Here is a 16,572-nt window from a genome sequence, read left to right as displayed (position 1 = left end):
CTACCAGGTGATGACCGGACGGATCACGGTCTGAACTTGAGAACGATTGATCGGGCCGAAGTAGCGGCCGTCGAAAGACGTGTCGCTCACGTCCGACATAAGCAGCAGCTCGGCATTGCCCAGCGTGTAGGTGCTGGCCTGGAAGCGCGGCAAGGGCCGACCGGACTTGTCGGCCTGGATGGGCTTGCTATGTGGCAGCAGCTCGCCATTGACGCGCACGCCGTCATCGGCCACCGATACGGCATCGTCTTTAGCGGCTAAAACGCGCTTCATCATGTAGCCGTAGTCGCCTGGGCAGAACCCGGCCCCGATGTAGCCCCTTTCCTTGGCGTCATCGAACACGCCGACCTTCGGCGGGCACCAAAGCACGTAAGCGCCCCGCTCCACCGGCGCGCTGCTCGTCCAGTACAGGCCGACCGGAATGCTCTTGGTGGTGTTGATGCGGGCACCGGCGGCATAGCTGCCGGCGGCCAGCACCAGGGCGGCCAGGCCGGCGACGGCTACGCCTTTCGTGATGCGTTTCAGGATGCGGCTCATATCGTGATGCCCTCCCCTGCCTCGACAACCTGGCGCAGCCGGTCGGTGGCCTTCGGCGCGGGGATCGAGGCCCGCGCCTGAAACACCGGGTCTTTGAAGTACAGCGGCTGCTTGCCGTAGATGGCGGGGTAGCCCGCGACGTAGATCACCATGTCGCCGGCTTCCTCGATCTCGCCCTTGTCGTTCTTCTTCGGCCCCGGCATCCGCAGGCATTCATCGGGCGTCAGCAAGGGGCGCTGCACTTCCTGGTAGGTGCGCGACACCTGGCCCAGCATCGCCGCCGTGCGGCGGCCGCTGGTCGTGATCTGCTCCTTCACCACGGTGGTCTGCCCGGTCAGTCGGGACAGGTGTTCGGCTGTCTCGACGCGGTTGGGCGGGTAGGCGTTCTGCACGTGGCAGTTCGACGTGATGCTTTCGTCGTGGCCGTAGCCCGTCTCGCGGCTTCGGAGCTGGTTAATGTCCTGGCAAATCAGGTAGCACTTGATGCCGTAGCCGGCGACGAAGGCCAGCGACTCTTGCATGATTTCGAGCTTCCCGAGGCTCGGGAACTCGTCCAGCATCATCAGCAGCCGGTGCTTGTAGTGGGCCACCGGCCGGCCGTTCTCGAAGTCCATCTTGTCGGCCAGCAGGCGCACGATCATGTTCACCATGACGCGCACCAGCGGCCGCAGGCGGGCCTTGTCGTTGGGCTGCGTGACGATGTACAGGCTCACCGGGTCGTCGGAGTGCATCAGGTCTTTGATGCGGAAGTCCGACCGGCTCACGCTGCGCGCCACCACTGGATCGCGGTACAGGGCCAAATAGGATTTGGCCGTGGACAGCACCGATCCGGCTTCTTCCTCTGGCCGATCCATCATGTCGCGGGCGGCCGATCCGATGGCGTGGTGGTTCTGACCGTCCACGTGCCCGTAGGTGGTCATTTCCATCCATAGCTCGCCAATGTCCCGGTTCGGGTCGGCCAGCATGGCATCGACCGATGGCAGCGTGGCCGTGCCGCCGTCGTTCCTGGCCTTGTAGAGCGCGTGCAGGATGACGCCGACCAGGAGCGCGAAGGCGGTCTTTTGCCAGTGGGAATCCAGGCCCTTGCCGTCCGGGTCAACTATCAAAGTTGCTAGGTTCTGCACGTCGCCGACTTCGGCCTCGGTGCCGACGCGGATTTCGTCCAGCGGGTTCCAGCACACGCCGCCCGAGCTGCTGGCCGGCTCGAAGCGCAGCACCTTGTTCTTCGCGTGCTTCTGCCGCCAGCCGGCGGTCAGCGCCCACAACTCGCCCTTCAAGTCGGTGATGACGCTGCTTGCGCCCCACGAAAGCAGCGTCGGCACCACCAGGCCGACGCCCTTGCCGCTTCGCGTCGGCGCGTAGGTCAGCACGTGCTCGGGGCCGCTGTGCCGCAGGTAGTAGAAATTGCCGTCCTTGTCCTGCCAGCCGCCGACATAGACGCCGGTGGCGGTGGGTGCGTCCTTGCCGGTCACGATCTCCAGGACGTTCCGCTCGCGCGGCAGCAGGCCGGCCGCCTGAATGTCCTTCTTTTCGGCCCAGCGGGCCGAACCGTGCAGGTATTCGTTCGCCTTCGAGCTGTTGGACGTGACGACTTTCGCCACGGCCACACCCAGCAGGCCCACGGTGGCAGTCACCATGCCGATGCTGCCGGCCCGCATGATCTCGTCGGGGTACTGGCTGTACCACTTCGCCGACCAGTTCAGGATCGACCAGGGCGCGTACACGTGCCCGAGGTTGGCCCCGAGGCTCGCGTGATACTGGAACGTGTAGGCGAAGAACTGTGTCGCGGCCTGGAGGCCGCCGACCAGGGACACCCCGCCGAGGATCGGCAGCAACTTGCTGGGCTTCGGCTTCGCGCTGCGAACCTGCGGCCCCACGGCGTTGTTCATCTTTATTTTCATCTACTCCTACCTTTCGACGTTTTGATGGAGCCTTTTGGCGTGATCGTCACGGCATCGCCGACCGCGATGCGCGACATGCGCCGGGCCGTGGCCTGGTCAATGGGCATCACCATGACCTCATCGCCTCGTTTCAACAGGGCCAGCGCCTGGCCCTCGATGTTGCGGACACCCTCGAAAGCAAGGCCACCTTCACCGGCAGTATATCGCGCGTGCTTCGGTATATCGAAACCTTTCGAGCGTTTCGACTCGCGTTCGGCGATGTATTTATCCGCCGCCGCGAGGCCCGGCGGGGCCGCTGCTACTCCTGATCCTGGCCGAGAAATATCCCGTCGCAGTTGGTGATCTGGTTGGGTTCCTTGCTGCTCCAGGTGACGAGGAACATCACGCGGCAATAGCACTTCACTTCCGCCGGCGATGCGAACCACACCGAGTTGGGACAGTGTTCGCAAACGGTGCTGGCTTTGGGGCGGCGGGACTCGTCCAATGCGTCCAATGTCGGGCTTCCGGTGGACGGCTCCGGCGTGAACGCCGGCGGTGCCGGCTCGCCCGCCACCTGGTCGCCCGAAGCCTGCTCGGGCGACGGCGATGGGTCGGGCAGCGTCGTCGTGGGTAGCGGCGCGCTGTCCAGGGCCGCCAGGGCCGCGTCCAGCTCGTCCTCGATGCTCTGCGGGTCGCTGGTCGGCTCGCTCGGTTCGGTCGGGTCGCTCATGGGTGTTCTCCTTCTTCAATAGCGCAAGCCGCCGGCTCTCCAGGGCCGGATCGGCGAACGTGATGGGTAGCTGGGAATCAACGGCCGCGCGAATGATCTGCGCCTGAAACTGCGTGGTGCCGTTGACGGTGATGCGGCTGCCGTAGCGTTCCATCGCCAGCCGTAGAGCTTCTTGCAAGCCCTCGCGCGTGGCCTCGCGCGAGACTTGCAGCTTGTCGCCATCGTCCCGAACGGCCGTCAGGCCGGCGCGGAAGATGATGGTGCCCTTCTTGGTGATGTTGTCCGTCACCGGGGCATGGCCGGGGCGCGGATCGCCCCGGCCCTGGATGGTGTTGCCTTTCAAGCCCTGCGCCGCCTCGCGGGCGCGCAGGGCGGTCAACGCCTCCGCGTTGCCGTGGGTCGCTTCCTTCTTGAGCCAGTCGGCCCACGTGCGGCGGCTGTGGCTGTCGTAGAGGGCCTGGCGGTCTTGCTGGTACTGCTTGTTGATCGCCTGGATTTCGTCGCGCAGGGCCTTGCTGGCCTGGGCATACAGCAGCTTCTTGTTCGGGCCGCTCTCGCCGATCACCTTGATCGTCGCGCGGCGCAGGCGGCCGGAACGCTTCGCGGCCTCGACCAGCCGATCCTTGCGCCGGCGGGCCTGCTCCAGCGCCTGCCCACGTGTCGCGGTCAAGGTCTGCTGCTCGGCCTTGTACCGGGCGTACAGCTCGACCGTGTTCACGCGCAAGCGGATCGGGTCTTTCTGGTACTGCCGCTTCGCTTTGGTTCGTGTCTGCCGTTCGGGCGAAGCCTCGAACGGGCCAAGCCGCGCCTCCAGCTTCGGCTTGGAAAGGTCGCGGGCTAGGGTGCTCGCCTTGACCATCGTTCCGTCGCCGGCCTCGATCACCAGGCCGTTCGCACGCTCGCGCAGTTCCAGGCCGTTGTCGCGCATGACCTGGTGCAGCTCCTGCCAGGACTGCGCGCCCTTGATCTCGTCCAGGCATTCCCGCTTGATCCAGCCGACCAGGCTTTCCACGCCCGCGTGCTGCTCCATGTCGGCCGCCCTGCCCTCGGCACCGCGCTGGCGTGGTTCGTGGTTGTCCCGCTCCAGCCCGTAGTCGCGCTCCAGGGCCGTGCAAAGCTCGGCCAGCGCCCGATGCGAGTAGTACGGCTCGTGCATCGTGTTCCGGGTCGGGTGAATCTTGTTGATGGCGATGTGGATGTGCAGGTTGTCGGTGTCGTTGTGAACGGCACTGACGCGCTGGTGTTCGCCGTAACCCAGCCCGGCGCAGATACGTTCCTCAATCGCCCGCAGGGTGTCGGCGCTGGGCTGCTCGCCGGCCCGGAAGCTGACGATCAGGTGATAGGTCTTGTCGCCCTTGGCCCGCGTGTTCGTGTGCTGGGTCGCCAGAACCTCGGTGATGGCGTCCTGCACGGACACGGCATCGCAGTTCGTGATCTGCACCTGGCCCAGCCGGTGATCCTTGCTCTGCGCGTCGGTGACGTAGTTCACCAGGCCGGCGAAGTCGGACTTGCCCAGCGAGCGCATGGGTACGTGCTTGGCGATCATCGGCCAGCCCCTGGCTTTTTAGCCGCTAAAAAGCTCAAGGCTCGGCCCTCGGCTGCACCACGGACTTCATGAGTCGGCTCATTTCGTCCTGGGTGGCTTCGATCCGGCCCAGCAGGGCAAGGATCGTGGCGTCTCCGAAGCGGGCCGTGCGCGGGTCGTCGGTGAGCCATAGCTTGAGCAAACCGCCCAGCCGGCCGAGGTCGCCATTCACCCGCACCAGCTCGCGCACGTACTCGTAATCCATGACGCCCCTGATCTGGTAGCCCTGGCCCACGTCGCGCAGGTAGCGCGCCACGCTGACCCCGGCCCTCTTGGCGTTCGCCTCGATCTGTTCCTTCTCGTCGGGGAACACCGGCACCCGTAGGTGCTGCCGCCGCTTCGCGGTCGGCTGTTCGTCGGCTTCCATGTCGCTACCCCTTGAGCGCGTGCGCCGTGTGTCGCGCGTAGGTCGCCACGGCTCGCCAGTAGGCGGCCATCGGCCCCTTGCGGCGTGCCCATGCCTTTTCCGCCTCGTCGTTGGCCTGCGTGCGCAGCTCGCGCAGCACGCGGGCAAGGCGCTGCCGGTCGGCAACCGGAAGCGCCTGGAGTTCGCGGCCTGCTGGAAGCTCCAGCAGCGGATTGATGTAGCCCATGTCGTTCGTCTCTCGCTTCTTGGCCGGCGGTAGCCGGCAGCCTCGCAGAGCAGGATGCCCGTTGAGTGCCGCAGGCGCGAATAAGGGACAGCGAAGATAGATAACCGGCCCGCCGGTTAGCTAACTTCGCACATCCTGCCCGCCTTACGGCGTTGATAACACCAAGGAAAGTCTATACCGAAACCTTCGCATCTGTCTGCATTTAGCGCGAAAAGATGGCGGATATATCGAATGAAGGCGTACAATGCCCGGAAAGCGCGCTAGATGCAGCGGTGTCAAGCTGCTATCCACGCGCTTTACATAGACTTTCCACGGGTCGATACATGAAAATGACGGCTATTTACAAACCACGGAAGCGAGGCGATGGCAGAAAGCAGCTACCCCCAAGAGCTGGCCGCGCGGATCGAGAAACGGGCCGCCAAGAAGCGCCGACAGGACGCGACGGCCGTTGCATTCCTGGCCGTGCGCGTGGACGTGAAAGCCGCGATGGATGCTGGCTATGCAGTGACGACGATCTACGAGGACATGCGCGAGATCGGCCGGGTCAAGTGCAGCTACGAGACGTTCCGCAAGCACGTCCAGCGGTACATCAAGGCCGCACCAGCAGCACCCGCGCCGGTGCCTCCCCCGGCGGCCAACCAGGCCAAAGGGGAGAAGCCGGCGCAACAGGAAGGGGGGTCGAAGGCGAGGAAGCCGAAGGCACCCGAGCCGAAGAAACCCGAGTCGGCAGGGATCGCCGGCTTCAACTACAACCCGAAACCGAATAAAGAGGATTTACTGTAATGGCGAAAATTCACATGGTCTTGCAGGGCAAGGGCGGCGTCGGCAAGTCGATGATCGCGGCCACCATTGCGCAGTACAAAGCGAGCAAGGGGCAGACGCCGCTTTGCATCGACACCGATCCGGTCAACAGCACGTTTGAGGGTTACAAGGCCCTGAACGTGCAGCGCCTGAACATCATGGACGGCGACGAGATCAACACCCGGAACTTCGATGCCCTGGTGGAGCAAATCGCCTCGACCAAGGGCGACGTCATCATCGACAACGGGGCCAGCTCGTTCGTGCCGCTGTCCAGCTACTTGATCGGCAACCAGGTTCCGGCGCTGCTCCAGGACATGGGGCACGAACTGGTGGTGCATACGGTCGTCACCGGCGGGCAAGCCTTCCTGGACACCCTGAACGGCTTTAGCACGCTGGCCCGGCAATTCCCGGCCGAATGCGTGTTCGTGGTGTGGCTGAACCCGTATTGGGGGCCAATCGAGCACGAAGGCAAGGGCTTCGAGAAGATGAAGGCGTACACCGACAACAAGGCGCGGGTGTCGGCCATCATCCAGATTCCGGCGCTCAAGGAAGAAACCTACGGCCGCGACTTCTCGGAAATGCTCCAGGAGCGCCGGACGTTCGATGAGGCCCTGGCCGACTCGGCGCTCACGATCATGACGCGGCAGCGGCTCAAGATCGTGAAGTCGCAACTCTTCCAGCAGCTCGACAACGCGGCGGTGCTCTGATGGCGAGCGATGACAAGATCGAAGAGCTGATACGGGAAATCGCGGTCAAGCACGGCATCGCCGTTGGCCGCGACGATCCGATCTTGATCCTCCAGACGATCAACACCCGACTGATGCAGGACAGCCAGGCCGCGCAGCAAGAAATCCTGGATCGCTTCAAGGAAGAGCTGGAAGCCATCGCACACCGTTGGGGGGATGACGCCAAGGGGAAGGCCGAAAGGACGCTCAACGCGGCCCTGGCGGCCTCCAAAGAGGCGATGGCGAAGGGGATGCAGGACGGCGGCAAGGCCGCCGCCGAGGCGGTGCGGCGCGAGCTGGAAGCGGCCGCCGCGCAGCTCGCCGCGCCGATCCGCGAAGCGCGGCGCGTGTCGTACATGAACATCGTGGCGGCCGGCATGGCGGTTTTCGCGGCCGCCCTCGCGTTGTGGGCATCGCTGTAGATGGCGATGCGGGATCTCATCGTCAGAAATGGCGATGGTCGACCGCGCCGGCGGCATCGCCGGAACTGGCGAGGCTGGCCAGCCCCTTGCATCGTCGGGAATGACGGTGCTGCAGGATGCCGCCAGCGGCGGGCCTGCATCGCCGGAAACGGCGAGGCTCGAGGAAAAAGCCCGGCAGTGCCGGGCTTTCGTTTTAGACGGGCCGCGTGAGGCCCAAGCTCTGCGACCGGCCTGGTCGCTCCAGGGCCTGCGCCTGCTTTCGCTCCTGCTCTTCGCGGCGTTGCAGCGCCTGGTGCCGGCGTGCCGCATCGCGCATGGCATCCCAATCGGCCGCCAGCTCGGGTTTCTCGGCGCGCATCTTGCGGGTCGCCAGCTCTTCGACCTTCGGTGAGTGCAGGCCCATGCCTTCCTTGATCTCGCGGACGGCTTCCAGGCGCACGTGCAGGGACTGCAAGCGCGCCTGCTGCTGCATCTGCTGGTTCTGCCAAGCGCGTTTCGCGCCAGGCCGGGACAGTAGGCCCGGCTGGTTGGCCTGGGTCTGCTGCAAGCGCGCCTGCTGACGGTCGATCAGGTTTTCAAGCCGATCCTCGATGCGCTCCACCTGGTCGTGCTTGGCCTGAACGTACAGGGCAAGGGCTTCCTGGTAGGTCTGGTCGAGCGGGGCGGCCTCCAGGGCCGCTTGCTGCTCGGCCTCTGTGGCTTCGGCAGCGGCCAGCAGGCCGTCGCCGGCGGCGTCGGTTCTGCTGGTCGTGCTTGTTGCGAAGCCGGCGGATGCCGGCTGGATGCGGCGGGCGTCTGCCCGGCCGGCGGTGGGTGTGAGTCGTCTCAAGGCGTGGCCCTCCTTTTAGCCGCTAAAAGCTATCGGGACCGGCCTCGCGTGAGTTTCGGGGCCTCGGCGGCAACGGTTGCTTTGCCTTGCGCGCTGTAGCTGATGCTCTTTGCGCTCCCGATTTCAGGTACTTTATCGAAATCTGACCGGGCGTGCATGACAAAGTTCTTGCCTACCTGCTGGTACACCTGGTTGTTGTCGGCGTGAACGATCACGCCGTCATGGGTCTGCTTCTTGTCGGCCTGCTGGGCCATGTACAGGTTGTAGATGCCGGGCTTCAATGCGCCAGCCTTGTCAACCTTCTGGTTGGCCCATGCCCCTTCTTGCTCGGTCTGAACGATGCGTTGGCCGTTCATGACCAAGAGGCGCTGTTTCATCGGGCGCTCCTTATCGTCGGTGTGGTCATTTCAAAATGTGGAATAGATGGGCCTCCTTGCCAGTCCAGCAAGAAAAAAGCCGACCTCGGCATGCGCGAGGCCGGCTTTCCTCTCGTGGCCGGATGTGTAGTTCCAGGTTACACCCTCGATTTTATTGAAAACCGACCGAAATATCAGGTCTTTTTCGCGCCGCCCGTCTTGCCCTTCTCCTGGGCCATGACGGTTTCCAGGGCTTCGAGCCGGCCGCGCAGGGTCGCGGCGTCCTCGCGGGCCTGGCTGGCCTCCTTGCGCGCGGCATCGCGCTCGGCCTGGGTGGCCGTCAAGCGTTCGGCCTGGCGGTGCGCTTCGGCCGCTGCTGCCTTGCGCTGCTCCTGGTGCGCCTCGCGCTCGGCTTCGGCCTTGGCCTGCACCTTTGCCAGCTCGCCCCGCACCTGGTCAAGCTGCCCGGCCGCCGCCTCGGTGGCCTTCTGCTGCTCGGCCAGCGCCGCCCGCGCCTGGTCGGTGGCCTGGTTGGCTCGCTCCAGGTCGGCGCGCAGCTCGCCGGCCCGGCGCTCGATCTCCGTTGCCCGGCTGTTCGCGGCCGCCAGGTCGGCCCGCAGGGCCTCCGCCTGGTCGGCGCTCGCGGCGGCCTTCTCCTGGGCTTTGTCGCGCTCCGCTCGGGCTTGGCGGGCCTCCTGGTGGGCGTGATCCAGTTCCGTGCGCAGCTCGCCGGCTCTGGCCTCGGCCGTGGCCGCCCGCTCGCTGGCCGCTGCCAGCTTCTCGCGTAGCGCCCCAGCTTCCCCCTTGGCGTCGGTCTCTGCGGCCTCCAGGGCCTCGATACGGCCCTTGGCCTCGTCCAGCTCGCCGGTGAGCTGGTCGGCCAGCTCTGCGGCCTCCTGGCGCGCTGCCTCCATTTCCTGCCGGACGGCCTCCAGCGCCTCGCGCTCGGCGGCCAGCCGGTTGTTCGCCATTTCCAAGGCCACGGCCCACAAGTCGCCGCCCAGCTCGGCCAGCTTCTCGGTGATCGCCGCCGGTGCCGGCTCGCGGATCGGGGCCGCCTGGCTGGCCTTGCGTGCCCGCCATTCGTTCATCGCCTCGGAAATGGTCGTGAAGCTCCCGCCGCCGAGCTGCTTGCGCACGCTCGCCAGGGTCGGGTTCTGGCCGGCGGCGTCCAGCTCGTCGGCGACCGCAAATATCTGCTCTTTCGTGATTGCCATGATCGGGCCTCCTTTCGGCCGGTGTTGTATGTTGTAGCGTGTAGCATACTACAACATACAACATAGCGCAAGTGTTTAGCTGAACTTTTTTAGCGGCTAAAACGGGCCAGCCCGGCGCTGGGCGCGCAGGCAAAAAAAAGCCCCGCTCGATGGCGGGGCGCAGGGGTGCGGGGGCGGCGGGGTCTGGTGCAGGGGGGGTCTAGCCCTCCAGCAGCGCGACAAGCTGCACTTTGCCAAGGTCGGCCTCGAACTCCTGGCCGTCATCCTCGTACTTGAGCCAGGCCCAGCCCTCGGCCGGCGGCCGGCGGTTGAGGATCAGGCGGGCCGGGCGGTCGTCGTGCGTGACCTGGATGATCGCTTTCTTGAGCTTGTCCGGGTCGGGTTCCTTCGGCTCCTTCTTCTTGGCGTCATCCTCCGGGCCTTGCCCGTCGCCCTCGGCCTCGCCATCCGTCTTGCCGCTGAACGCATCGACGGTGTTGGGGTCGCGGTCGCCTTCCTGGTGGCGCTTGTCCTCCAGGTACTCGCGCAGCAGCTTGACCGATCCGCGCGTCAGCTCCTGGCTGTCGTCGGCCAGCCACGCACCCACTTCCTCGGGGTTCTTCTTGAACGCCGTCACCAACTCGTTGATGACGGTCACATCCTTGGCGCGGCCAGTGTTGAACGCCTCGGCAATCGGTTCGGGCAAGTCCAGCAGCGTGACGTGCTGTGTGACGAACGCCGGCGACTTGCCGATCTCCTTGGCGATCTCCGACTTCTTCTTGCCCTTCGCCAGCTCGCGGCCGATGAAGTCCGCGATCTCGCGGGCCGTCAGTTCGTTGCGTTGCAGGTTCTCGATTACCTGGTCGGCCTCGTTGTAGTCGTTGTCGATGAAAGCCGGGATGGTGGTCTTGTCGGCCCATTTCGAGCCACGGTAGCGCCGCGCACCGTGGTTGATGAGGTAGCGGCCCGGCGCGTCCGGGTTCTCGCGCACGCTGATGGGCGACTTCACGCCGCGCAGCTTGATCGTCTCGCCGATCTCGGCGATGGACTCCGGCGAGAAGCCGGGGTTGTCCGCCGTGCGCGGCTGGTGCGGGTCTTCGTCGATGAGGTCAAGCGGCAGCTCCTGCGGGCCGCCAGGGGCCGCATTCGCGGCCTGTGGCTCGTCCAGCAAGCTCGACAGGTCGCCGAGGCCATCCAGGCCCAGCCCGCCGCCCTTGGGCTTCTCTGCGGCCGCTTGCGGGGCCTTCTTCTTGGCGTTGGTCTTTACGGCGCTGGTCATTGCGCGATCTCCATCTTCGTGAACACGTAATCCGCCAGGGCGCGCACTTCCTGGGTGGCCTTGCGCGCAGCGGTTTTCTTGATCTTCCACACTGGCATCTGCTCGCCCAGCGCCTCCGCGATACTGTCTCGCGCGCCGACACTGAACGGCAAGATCAGTTGCGGATATGCCTGCTGCAAGGTCGCCAGGTTGCTGACGTGGCGCGGCTTCCGCGCGTCCACCTTGTTCGGCACCATGCCGAGAAAGCGCAGCTTCGGGTTTTGCTTGCGCAGGTTGCCGATGACGGCAACCATCTTCTTCATGCCTTGCAAGCTGTACGCCTCCATTTCGACCGGCGAAAGCATGTAGTCGGCGGCCAGCACGGCCGCCGTCATGGCAACGCCAAGGGAAGGGGCGGTGTCGATCAGGCACACGTCGAAGAACTCGCCTAGCGCCGCGATGCTGGCCCGCAGCGCGCCGGCGGCCTGGGCCAAGTCCATCTTGTCCAGGTTGGCCAGGCTGGCATCGGCCGCGATCAGCGCCAGGCCGTCATCCTCCCGGCCAGCGAACCAGGCGCGCAGCTCGTCGCCGCCGGCGGTGAACATGCGACTGGCGGGATAGCCCGAGTCGTGGCCGGCCAGCGTCCAGCTTGCATTGCCCTGGGTGTCCAGGTCGATCACTGCAACCCGAAGGCCGCGCTCCTGGAAGTCGAACGCCAGGTGGCAGGTTGCGAAGGTCTTGCCCTGTCCGCCTTTCTGAATTGCCGTGACCAGTGTTTTCATGAGTTGGGTTCCTGTTTCCTCTTTCCCTTGGCGTCGGCTTCCCAACGCTTGACGATGAACGCTTGATGCTCCGGCAGTACCGCCGTCACCCGCGCGAAGCCCTGCGGGAGCACTTCCCCCGCCGCTGCCCACACGCGACTGACCGCTTGCGATACCGCCCCCTTGGTCAGCCCCAGCGAGGCCACAAACTCGGCCTGGGGCCTTCCATCGACCAGCACGCCGCGCGCTATGTCGATGGTCTGTTGCCCGATCTCCAGGCCCTTGATCGCCGCCTGGAATTGGGCTTCGGTTAGCCGTTTCTTCATGGAGAACACCCATATAAACTCCACACCCGGTTGTTGAACAAAAGGCGGTGCCAGCCGCCGACCATGTGCAGAAGTTTAGCTAAACTCGCCGGGCGCGTCAAGCCTTTTAGCGGCTAAAAATCACCCCTTCTTGGCGTCATCCGAATACAGCGCGGCTAGGCGCTTGAGGTCGTCGGGGCCTTGCTGAACCTCGACCACCCGCATTCCGTAGCGCCCCATCTGCGACGCGGCGCGCGAAACTGCGAGCTGCTGCGCGTGGTCGGCGCTCACGAAGAACGTCATCAACGGCCCCACGGTGCGCGTGCCGCCGCTCGCAAAGCACACGTCGAACGAACCGCCATGCACATGCGGATCGACGCCTTCAACGAGCCGCCAGGGGTCAAGGCCCCATTCCTCGGATTGCGCGCTGTACCAATAGGCCGGCGCATCGCCGTTCAAATCGCTGGCCGCGTACTCGCGCACCAGGACGGCCACGCGGCCCGTGGTTGGCTCCACGAATCCCGGCGGGTAGGGCAGGGTCTGTTTTTTCATGTCAAAGCCCCTTCGGCTTGTAGATCGAAACGAAGTAGGTGATCGCGGTCAGCACCGCGAAGTACACCAGGAACGACCAGCCGGCATACACGCCAGGCGTGTTCCAGTGGTAGAGCATCCGCACGAACTGAAAGAAGGTGGCAATCGACAGCACCCACTTGAGGATCGGCCAGACCAACACGGTCGCCACCCATACGAACTTGACCAGGCCGGCCAGCAGGCCAGCACCGGGGGCCTTGTTGGGGGCAGCAGGCGCGGCGGCAGGCTCCACCGGCGCGGGCGCGGCGGGCTGCTCGATCTCCTTGGGGAACTTGATGATGTTGGACATAGCTTGACCCTCCACGCGCTTACGTGTTGAATGCTGGGTGCTCCCACTCGGAAGCATGGTTACGGTGTGCCAGCACCAGGCCAAGCGCCCCGGATCACTCCGGGGCGTTCCTCCACCTGGGGCCGCCCTTGATCTTGCCTCGGCTCACGCAATACTCCCTTCTTGGCGTCCTCGATAGGCCCGGCCGTTGCCGACCGGGCCATGTGCTCTTACCAGCCGGCCCGGCGCTTGGCCTGCTCGACGGCTTCCATCGACCAATGGCCCTTGGCCTGCCCCTCCAGGGAGCATCCGGCGAAGTACGCCTTGCCGCGCAGTTCCTCGGCTTTGCGCACCAGCTCGGCCGCCTCGGCCATCATGGCCGCGATCTCGTCACGGCGGGCCGGGAAGTCGGTCGCTGCCGCGCCCTCCAGCTCGTCAATCCAGGGCATGATCTTGTTGTCGCTCATCGGACTTTCTCCGGTAGTTGACCTGGGCGATGTGCCCGGCCTTCAAGTGCTATATTAGGGCAAAATGCCCTAGCCTGTCAAGCACTTTAGCTAAACTTTTTTCGCTTTACCGGAATCCGAAGGCTAAACTTTAGCCGCTAAAACCTTTCCCTTGGCGTCAATCCTCTTTCCAGATCACGCCCAGCCCGGCCAGGTCGCACAGGATCGCCCATGCCGCATAGGGAATCGGGGTGTCCTCGCCGATCCAGCGGCGGATCGTGCGGTCGCCCTTCGCGCCCAGCCCCAGCGCCTTCGCGGCCTTGCTGCCGCTGAACCCGGCCAGGCGCAGCACCTCGCGGACTTCCTCGCCGGTCGGTTGTGCCCAGCGTTCGGCCGGCTTCAAGCACTCCAGCCGGATATTGGCGTCGTTCGTCATTCGTTCGTTCTCCTGGTCAAGTGATAAGCCGCAACTGGTCGAAGCCGTAGATCGACTGGATGCAGCTCGGGTCTGAATCGACCACGCGCCGGCCTGCGCGATTGGTCTTGTACGTTACCGGCCTGTCGTCGTGCGCCCACACCTGGCGGGTGTCGGGATGCACCTTCACGATGATGATGCGCTTGCCGATGTAGCGGTCGAAAACCGGGTGATGGACGCTCACGATCTCGCACCGCTGGCCGGGCTTGAACTCCACCCGGTCGGCCGGGCCTCCATCGCCATTCCTGGCGATGCTGCAGGTTGCCGCGCTCGCTCCCGGCATCGTCGTTTCCGGCGATACAGGCCCGCCCTCGACCGGCTCGGCATCGTCGGCTTTGACGATGCTGCAGGTCATCGTCGTTTCTGGCGATGCGGGATCTCGCTCCGGGCCTGCGCCGGTGATTTTTCCCTTGGCGTCCAACCCGGCGGCCCTGGCCGCCTTGATCCTGGTCGCGGCCTCGGCCGCCCAGCGCCTGGCGATGAAGGCCCGATGCGAGGGCAGCACCACATCGACCAGGACGAACCCCGGCGGCACCAGGACGGTCGCCGGTTCGCGCCGCGCCGGCGGCTCCAGGCCGGCCAGCCAAGCGGGCAGGGGAGCATCGGCCAGGCGGTCGCGGTAGCTGGCCTCGACCATCACCGGGCGCTTCTTCTCGGCTCGCTGCGCAGCCAGGATGCCGCGCGCAACCTCGTCCACCGTCATGCAGCCCTGCGCCGTGTCGAAGTGCGAGCGGTAGCCCGTTTCGGAGATAAACGGCCTGTCCAGGTCGATGACGTGGAACTGGAAGTGGGCACCCAGCGGCCCGCCGTAGCCGGCCTCGTACTCCACCAGGGCGCGCATGTCGCCATCCGCGACCAGGAACTGGCCGCGCTGGCCCCACAAGGGCACGTCGCCAGGCACCGCCGCGCAATGGCGCTCGATGACCTGGCCGGGCGCGTCGTGGTCGGCCATGCTGCCCACGTGCGTTCCGCCGTTCATCTTCCAGATGACGGCCTCGTATCGGTCGCTGGCCGCCTCGGCGGCCGCACCGTCGCCGCGCATGATCGCCGCGTCGATCTCCACCACGGCCGCCACGGCGGCGGCCAGCAGCTCGTCGCGTTCGGTGGGCAGCTCGGCCAGCAGCTCGGCCGCCGGCGCGTTCCAGTCCTGGCCCGGCTGGGCCGGCGTCTTGCGTTTCTTCGCCATCGGCCGGCCCCTCAAGTGTCAGCACGCCGCCACGCGATCACGTCGCGGGCTTCGTAGCCGTGGCGCTTGCAGTCGTCGCAGAATCCCGAGCTGAACCCCTTGTGGTTCGTGCCGATCCATGCGGCCGGCTTGCCGCATTCGTGGCCGTAGGTGCCCGGCTCGGCGTTGTGGCACTTGCCGTCCGTCGCGTAGCTGTTCGTCGGTGCCTGGGGAGCGTTGTTCCTGGTCATGGTCGCCTCCTGGAAGCCCCGGCCGAAGCCGGGGCCGCCCCTCATCAGTCAATAGCCCGGTAGATCGCGGCCGCCTCGGCGTGGCTGGCTGCGAAGCCGCGCAGGAAGTGATAGCGGTCGATCAGGGCATCGCCGGCGTCCGTGTCGGCGGCCTCGGCCGCGAGCTGGCCCAGCGCGAACAGGGTTGCGACAATGCCGGCGGCGTCGGCCGACAACTCGCCTCGGAAGCCGTTGCCGTCCACCTCGATCTCCAGGCGGTCGGCCAGGTCGGGGGCCATGTAAAAACCGCCGTCCGACAAGGTGTAGTAGTGCCAATACGCGCCGCTGTAGCGTTCGCAGAGCCGGCGAAGCCAGGCATACACCAGGGCCTCGCCGCGCATCATCAGACGCGGGCCGAAGTAGGCGGGCAGGAAGTCGAGGCGCTGGGCCTCGGCGACCAGGGAAGCGGTAACGGGTTGCTCTTGGGTGTTCATCGGACTTTCTCCGGTAGTTGACCTGGGCGAAATGCCCGGCCTTCAAGTGCTATATTAGGGCAAAATGTCCTAATCGTCAAGCACTTTAGCTAAACTTTTTGGCCGCTAAACCTTGCCCTTTCCCTTGGCGTGCATTACAATGTAATTCACGAACCCAACCGGAGAACCAATCATGGCTGCAAACCAGCTCGTACAAACGCGCATCGACGGCGCGATCAAGGAAGAAGCGGCGGCCGTCCTGGCCGCGATGGGCCTTACCGTGTCCGACGCGGTGCGGCTGCTGCTCACGAAGGTGGCCCAGGACAAGGCGCTGCCCTTCGAGCCGCTGATTCCGAACGCCACCACCATCGAGGCGATGAAGGAAGCCCGCAAGGGCAAGCTGCCGCGCTTCGCCACCGTCAACGATCTGATGGCCGATCTGCATGCGGCAGATTGAGCGCACCGGCCAGTTCAAGCGCGACTACAAGCGCGAGGCGAAAGGGCAGCACCGGGCCACGCTCGACGCCGACCTGGTGCCCGTCCTGGTCGCGCTCGCCGACGACCAGCCGCTGGAACCTCGGCACCGCGACCACGCGCTGACCGGGGACTGGAAGGATCACCGGGATTGCCACGTCAAGCCCGACCTGGTGCTGATCTACCAGAAGCCCGACGCCGACACGCTGCGCCTGGTGCGCCTCGGCTCTCACTCCGAACTCGGCTTGTGATCGGCGCGGGCCTGGCCCCGCGTCTCACGTTTCATTGACACTTGAGGGGCGCTTTCCGCGCCACCGGCCGAGCTGGCCGACCCCCTTCCTTGGCGTAAAACCTGCGGCGGTGGAGCTGCTGCGATGCTTGAGGATCGCGCGGCCGGTCGAACCGCGGCGACCTGGTTGGGGAGTGTGAGGGGGCTTTGCCCCCTCGCAAGCTCTCGAACTTACTGCCTTCC

General features: G+C 65.6%; 23 protein-coding genes. 5 read left to right on the top strand and 18 right to left on the bottom strand.

Going from position 1 to position 16,572, the window contains the following annotated elements:
* The 5 genes from traF to CF70_RS13265 are packed head-to-tail and all read right to left on the bottom strand — an operon-like array spanning position 1 to position 5,325.
* Entirely contained in the window at positions 1 to 537 is a 537-nt protein-coding gene (gene traF / locus CF70_RS13285) for a conjugative transfer signal peptidase TraF (protein ID WP_012478236.1), read from the bottom strand.
* Positions 534 to 2,438 carry a type IV secretory system conjugative DNA transfer family protein gene (locus CF70_RS13280; RefSeq protein WP_012478237.1) on the bottom strand — a complete coding sequence of 635 codons (1,905 nt, stop codon included), beginning with the start codon at positions 2,436 to 2,438 and terminating at the stop codon, positions 534 to 536. Before CF70_RS13280 ends, traF begins: the two co-directional genes overlap by 4 nt.
* Positions 2,435 to 4,693, bottom strand: coding sequence for a TraI/MobA(P) family conjugative relaxase (gene traI / locus CF70_RS13275; protein WP_012478238.1), 2,259 nt, complete (start codon positions 4,691 to 4,693; stop codon positions 2,435 to 2,437). Before traI ends, CF70_RS13280 begins: the two co-directional genes overlap by 4 nt.
* 34 nt (positions 4,694 to 4,727) lie before the next feature.
* Positions 4,728 to 5,099 (bottom strand): conjugal transfer transcriptional regulator TraJ, encoded by a 372-nt coding sequence (gene traJ / locus CF70_RS13270; protein ID WP_011255188.1) that lies wholly within the window; start codon positions 5,097 to 5,099, stop codon positions 4,728 to 4,730.
* A gap of 4 nt (positions 5,100 to 5,103) precedes the next feature.
* Positions 5,104 to 5,325 carry a hypothetical protein gene (locus CF70_RS13265; protein ID WP_011798730.1) on the bottom strand — a complete coding sequence of 74 codons (222 nt, stop codon included), beginning with the start codon at positions 5,323 to 5,325 and terminating at the stop codon, positions 5,104 to 5,106.
* A gap of 363 nt (positions 5,326 to 5,688) precedes the next feature.
* On the opposite strand from CF70_RS13265, the gene CF70_RS13260 reads away from it, so the two are divergent.
* Genes CF70_RS13260 through CF70_RS13250 form a run of 3 tightly spaced genes read left to right on the top strand, consistent with a single transcriptional unit; the run spans position 5,689 to position 7,273 of the window.
* The gene (locus CF70_RS13260) at positions 5,689 to 6,108 is read left to right on the top strand and encodes a TraK family protein (protein WP_012478175.1); all 420 of its coding nucleotides are present in this window, start codon (positions 5,689 to 5,691) and stop codon (positions 6,106 to 6,108) included.
* Positions 6,108 to 6,833 (top strand): ArsA-related P-loop ATPase, encoded by a 726-nt coding sequence (locus CF70_RS13255; RefSeq protein WP_012478176.1) that lies wholly within the window; start codon positions 6,108 to 6,110, stop codon positions 6,831 to 6,833. Before CF70_RS13260 ends, CF70_RS13255 begins: the two co-directional genes overlap by 1 nt.
* Complete coding sequence (locus CF70_RS13250; protein ID WP_012478177.1) at positions 6,833 to 7,273, top strand: conjugal transfer protein TraM; 441 nt, start codon at positions 6,833 to 6,835, stop codon at positions 7,271 to 7,273. The genes CF70_RS13255 and CF70_RS13250 overlap by 1 nt, the downstream gene beginning before the upstream one ends.
* 193 nt (positions 7,274 to 7,466) lie before the next feature.
* Here the strand turns inward: CF70_RS13250 and CF70_RS13245 are convergent, their stop codons facing one another.
* The 13 genes from CF70_RS13245 to CF70_RS13185 all read right to left on the bottom strand — a co-directional run bounded on the left by CF70_RS13245 (position 7,467) and on the right by CF70_RS13185 (position 15,647).
* Positions 7,467 to 8,102 (bottom strand): IncP plasmid survival protein KfrC family protein, encoded by a 636-nt coding sequence (locus CF70_RS13245; protein WP_035827498.1) that lies wholly within the window; start codon positions 8,100 to 8,102, stop codon positions 7,467 to 7,469.
* Positions 8,103 to 8,131: 29 nt separating this feature from the next.
* Positions 8,132 to 8,479 carry an IncP plasmid survival protein KfrB gene (kfrB, locus tag CF70_RS13240; protein ID WP_011255193.1) on the bottom strand — a complete coding sequence of 116 codons (348 nt, stop codon included), beginning with the start codon at positions 8,477 to 8,479 and terminating at the stop codon, positions 8,132 to 8,134.
* A gap of 173 nt (positions 8,480 to 8,652) precedes the next feature.
* Positions 8,653 to 9,675, bottom strand: a complete 1,023-nt coding sequence (locus CF70_RS38680; protein WP_012478179.1) for a DNA-binding protein — start codon at positions 9,673 to 9,675, stop codon at positions 8,653 to 8,655.
* A 199-nt stretch (positions 9,676 to 9,874) separates the two neighbouring features.
* A complete protein-coding gene (locus CF70_RS13230; protein ID WP_012478180.1) occupies positions 9,875 to 10,933 on the bottom strand; it encodes a transcriptional repressor gene korB in 1,059 nt (352 codons plus the stop codon).
* A complete protein-coding gene (locus CF70_RS13225) occupies positions 10,930 to 11,694 on the bottom strand; it encodes a ParA family protein (protein ID WP_013397098.1) in 765 nt (254 codons plus the stop codon). Before CF70_RS13225 ends, CF70_RS13230 begins: the two co-directional genes overlap by 4 nt.
* Positions 11,691 to 11,999 carry a transcriptional regulator KorA gene (locus tag CF70_RS13220; RefSeq protein ID WP_011255197.1) on the bottom strand — a complete coding sequence of 103 codons (309 nt, stop codon included), beginning with the start codon at positions 11,997 to 11,999 and terminating at the stop codon, positions 11,691 to 11,693. Before CF70_RS13220 ends, CF70_RS13225 begins: the two co-directional genes overlap by 4 nt.
* 120 nt (positions 12,000 to 12,119) lie before the next feature.
* Positions 12,120 to 12,530, bottom strand: a complete 411-nt coding sequence (locus tag CF70_RS13215) for a DUF2761 domain-containing protein (protein WP_011255198.1) — start codon at positions 12,528 to 12,530, stop codon at positions 12,120 to 12,122.
* Between the two features lies 1 nt (position 12,531).
* The gene (gene kleE / locus CF70_RS13210) at positions 12,532 to 12,858 is read right to left on the bottom strand and encodes a KleE stable inheritance protein (RefSeq protein WP_012478184.1); all 327 of its coding nucleotides are present in this window, start codon (positions 12,856 to 12,858) and stop codon (positions 12,532 to 12,534) included.
* Positions 12,859 to 13,067: 209 nt separating this feature from the next.
* The gene (kleA, locus tag CF70_RS13205; RefSeq protein WP_011255200.1) at positions 13,068 to 13,304 is read right to left on the bottom strand and encodes a stable inheritance protein KleA; all 237 of its coding nucleotides are present in this window, start codon (positions 13,302 to 13,304) and stop codon (positions 13,068 to 13,070) included.
* Positions 13,305 to 13,461: 157 nt separating this feature from the next.
* Positions 13,462 to 13,719, bottom strand: coding sequence for a transcriptional repressor KorC (gene korC / locus CF70_RS13200; RefSeq protein WP_012478185.1), 258 nt, complete (start codon positions 13,717 to 13,719; stop codon positions 13,462 to 13,464).
* Between the two features lie 16 nt (positions 13,720 to 13,735).
* The gene (locus CF70_RS13195) at positions 13,736 to 14,944 is read right to left on the bottom strand and encodes a hypothetical protein (RefSeq protein ID WP_012478186.1); all 1,209 of its coding nucleotides are present in this window, start codon (positions 14,942 to 14,944) and stop codon (positions 13,736 to 13,738) included.
* Positions 14,945 to 14,955: 11 nt separating this feature from the next.
* Positions 14,956 to 15,174 carry a hypothetical protein gene (locus tag CF70_RS13190; protein WP_012478187.1) on the bottom strand — a complete coding sequence of 73 codons (219 nt, stop codon included), beginning with the start codon at positions 15,172 to 15,174 and terminating at the stop codon, positions 14,956 to 14,958.
* A gap of 44 nt (positions 15,175 to 15,218) precedes the next feature.
* Positions 15,219 to 15,647 carry an antirestriction protein gene (locus CF70_RS13185; RefSeq protein WP_011114069.1) on the bottom strand — a complete coding sequence of 143 codons (429 nt, stop codon included), beginning with the start codon at positions 15,645 to 15,647 and terminating at the stop codon, positions 15,219 to 15,221.
* A 172-nt stretch (positions 15,648 to 15,819) separates the two neighbouring features.
* On the opposite strand from CF70_RS13185, the gene CF70_RS13180 reads away from it, so the two are divergent.
* Positions 15,820 to 16,083 carry a type II toxin-antitoxin system RelB/DinJ family antitoxin gene (locus CF70_RS13180; RefSeq protein ID WP_011114070.1) on the top strand — a complete coding sequence of 88 codons (264 nt, stop codon included), beginning with the start codon at positions 15,820 to 15,822 and terminating at the stop codon, positions 16,081 to 16,083.
* Entirely contained in the window at positions 16,070 to 16,351 is a 282-nt protein-coding gene (locus tag CF70_RS13175) for a type II toxin-antitoxin system YafQ family toxin (RefSeq protein WP_011114071.1), read from the top strand. Before CF70_RS13180 ends, CF70_RS13175 begins: the two co-directional genes overlap by 14 nt.
* Positions 16,352 to 16,572: the final 221 nt, after the last annotated feature.

Origin of the sequence: Cupriavidus sp. SK-3, assembly GCF_000611145.1 — a bacterium.
Taxonomy (GTDB): domain Bacteria; phylum Pseudomonadota; class Gammaproteobacteria; order Burkholderiales; family Burkholderiaceae; genus Cupriavidus.
Note: the sequence above shows the minus strand (reverse complement) of the source record. Positions and strands in the feature narration are given on the sequence as shown.

What these genes read in the sequence shown, in the direction of transcription:
- CF70_RS13280 (WP_012478237.1), bottom strand. Translation starts at nt 2,438, where the DNA reads ATGAAAATAAAGATGAACAACGCCGTGGGGCCGCAGGTTCGCAGCGCG.
- CF70_RS13255 (WP_012478176.1), top strand. Translation starts at nt 6,108, where the DNA reads ATGGCGAAAATTCACATGGTCTTGCAGGGCAAGGGCGGCGTCGGCAAG.
- CF70_RS13215 (WP_011255198.1), bottom strand. Translation starts at nt 12,530, where the DNA reads ATGAAAAAACAGACCCTGCCCTACCCGCCGGGATTCGTGGAGCCAACC.
- CF70_RS13195 (WP_012478186.1), bottom strand. Translation starts at nt 14,944, where the DNA reads ATGGCGAAGAAACGCAAGACGCCGGCCCAGCCGGGCCAGGACTGGAAC.
- CF70_RS38680 (WP_012478179.1), bottom strand. Translation starts at nt 9,675, where the DNA reads ATGGCAATCACGAAAGAGCAGATATTTGCGGTCGCCGACGAGCTGGAC.
- CF70_RS13220 (WP_011255197.1), bottom strand. Translation starts at nt 11,999, where the DNA reads ATGAAGAAACGGCTAACCGAAGCCCAATTCCAGGCGGCGATCAAGGGC.
- kleA (WP_011255200.1), bottom strand. Translation starts at nt 13,304, where the DNA reads ATGAGCGACAACAAGATCATGCCCTGGATTGACGAGCTGGAGGGCGCG.
- traF (WP_012478236.1), bottom strand. Translation starts at nt 537, where the DNA reads ATGAGCCGCATCCTGAAACGCATCACGAAAGGCGTAGCCGTCGCCGGC.
- CF70_RS13230 (WP_012478180.1), bottom strand. Translation starts at nt 10,933, where the DNA reads ATGACCAGCGCCGTAAAGACCAACGCCAAGAAGAAGGCCCCGCAAGCG.
- CF70_RS13185 (WP_011114069.1), bottom strand. Translation starts at nt 15,647, where the DNA reads ATGAACACCCAAGAGCAACCCGTTACCGCTTCCCTGGTCGCCGAGGCC.
- traI (WP_012478238.1), bottom strand. Translation starts at nt 4,693, where the DNA reads ATGATCGCCAAGCACGTACCCATGCGCTCGCTGGGCAAGTCCGACTTC.
- CF70_RS13190 (WP_012478187.1), bottom strand. Translation starts at nt 15,174, where the DNA reads ATGACCAGGAACAACGCTCCCCAGGCACCGACGAACAGCTACGCGACG.
- CF70_RS13265 (WP_011798730.1), bottom strand. Translation starts at nt 5,325, where the DNA reads ATGGGCTACATCAATCCGCTGCTGGAGCTTCCAGCAGGCCGCGAACTC.
- traJ (WP_011255188.1), bottom strand. Translation starts at nt 5,099, where the DNA reads ATGGAAGCCGACGAACAGCCGACCGCGAAGCGGCGGCAGCACCTACGG.
- CF70_RS13260 (WP_012478175.1), top strand. Translation starts at nt 5,689, where the DNA reads ATGGCAGAAAGCAGCTACCCCCAAGAGCTGGCCGCGCGGATCGAGAAA.
- kfrB (WP_011255193.1), bottom strand. Translation starts at nt 8,479, where the DNA reads ATGAAACAGCGCCTCTTGGTCATGAACGGCCAACGCATCGTTCAGACC.
- kleE (WP_012478184.1), bottom strand. Translation starts at nt 12,858, where the DNA reads ATGTCCAACATCATCAAGTTCCCCAAGGAGATCGAGCAGCCCGCCGCG.
- CF70_RS13180 (WP_011114070.1), top strand. Translation starts at nt 15,820, where the DNA reads ATGGCTGCAAACCAGCTCGTACAAACGCGCATCGACGGCGCGATCAAG.
- CF70_RS13250 (WP_012478177.1), top strand. Translation starts at nt 6,833, where the DNA reads ATGGCGAGCGATGACAAGATCGAAGAGCTGATACGGGAAATCGCGGTC.
- CF70_RS13225 (WP_013397098.1), bottom strand. Translation starts at nt 11,694, where the DNA reads ATGAAAACACTGGTCACGGCAATTCAGAAAGGCGGACAGGGCAAGACC.
- CF70_RS13175 (WP_011114071.1), top strand. Translation starts at nt 16,070, where the DNA reads ATGCGGCAGATTGAGCGCACCGGCCAGTTCAAGCGCGACTACAAGCGC.
- korC (WP_012478185.1), bottom strand. Translation starts at nt 13,719, where the DNA reads ATGACGAACGACGCCAATATCCGGCTGGAGTGCTTGAAGCCGGCCGAA.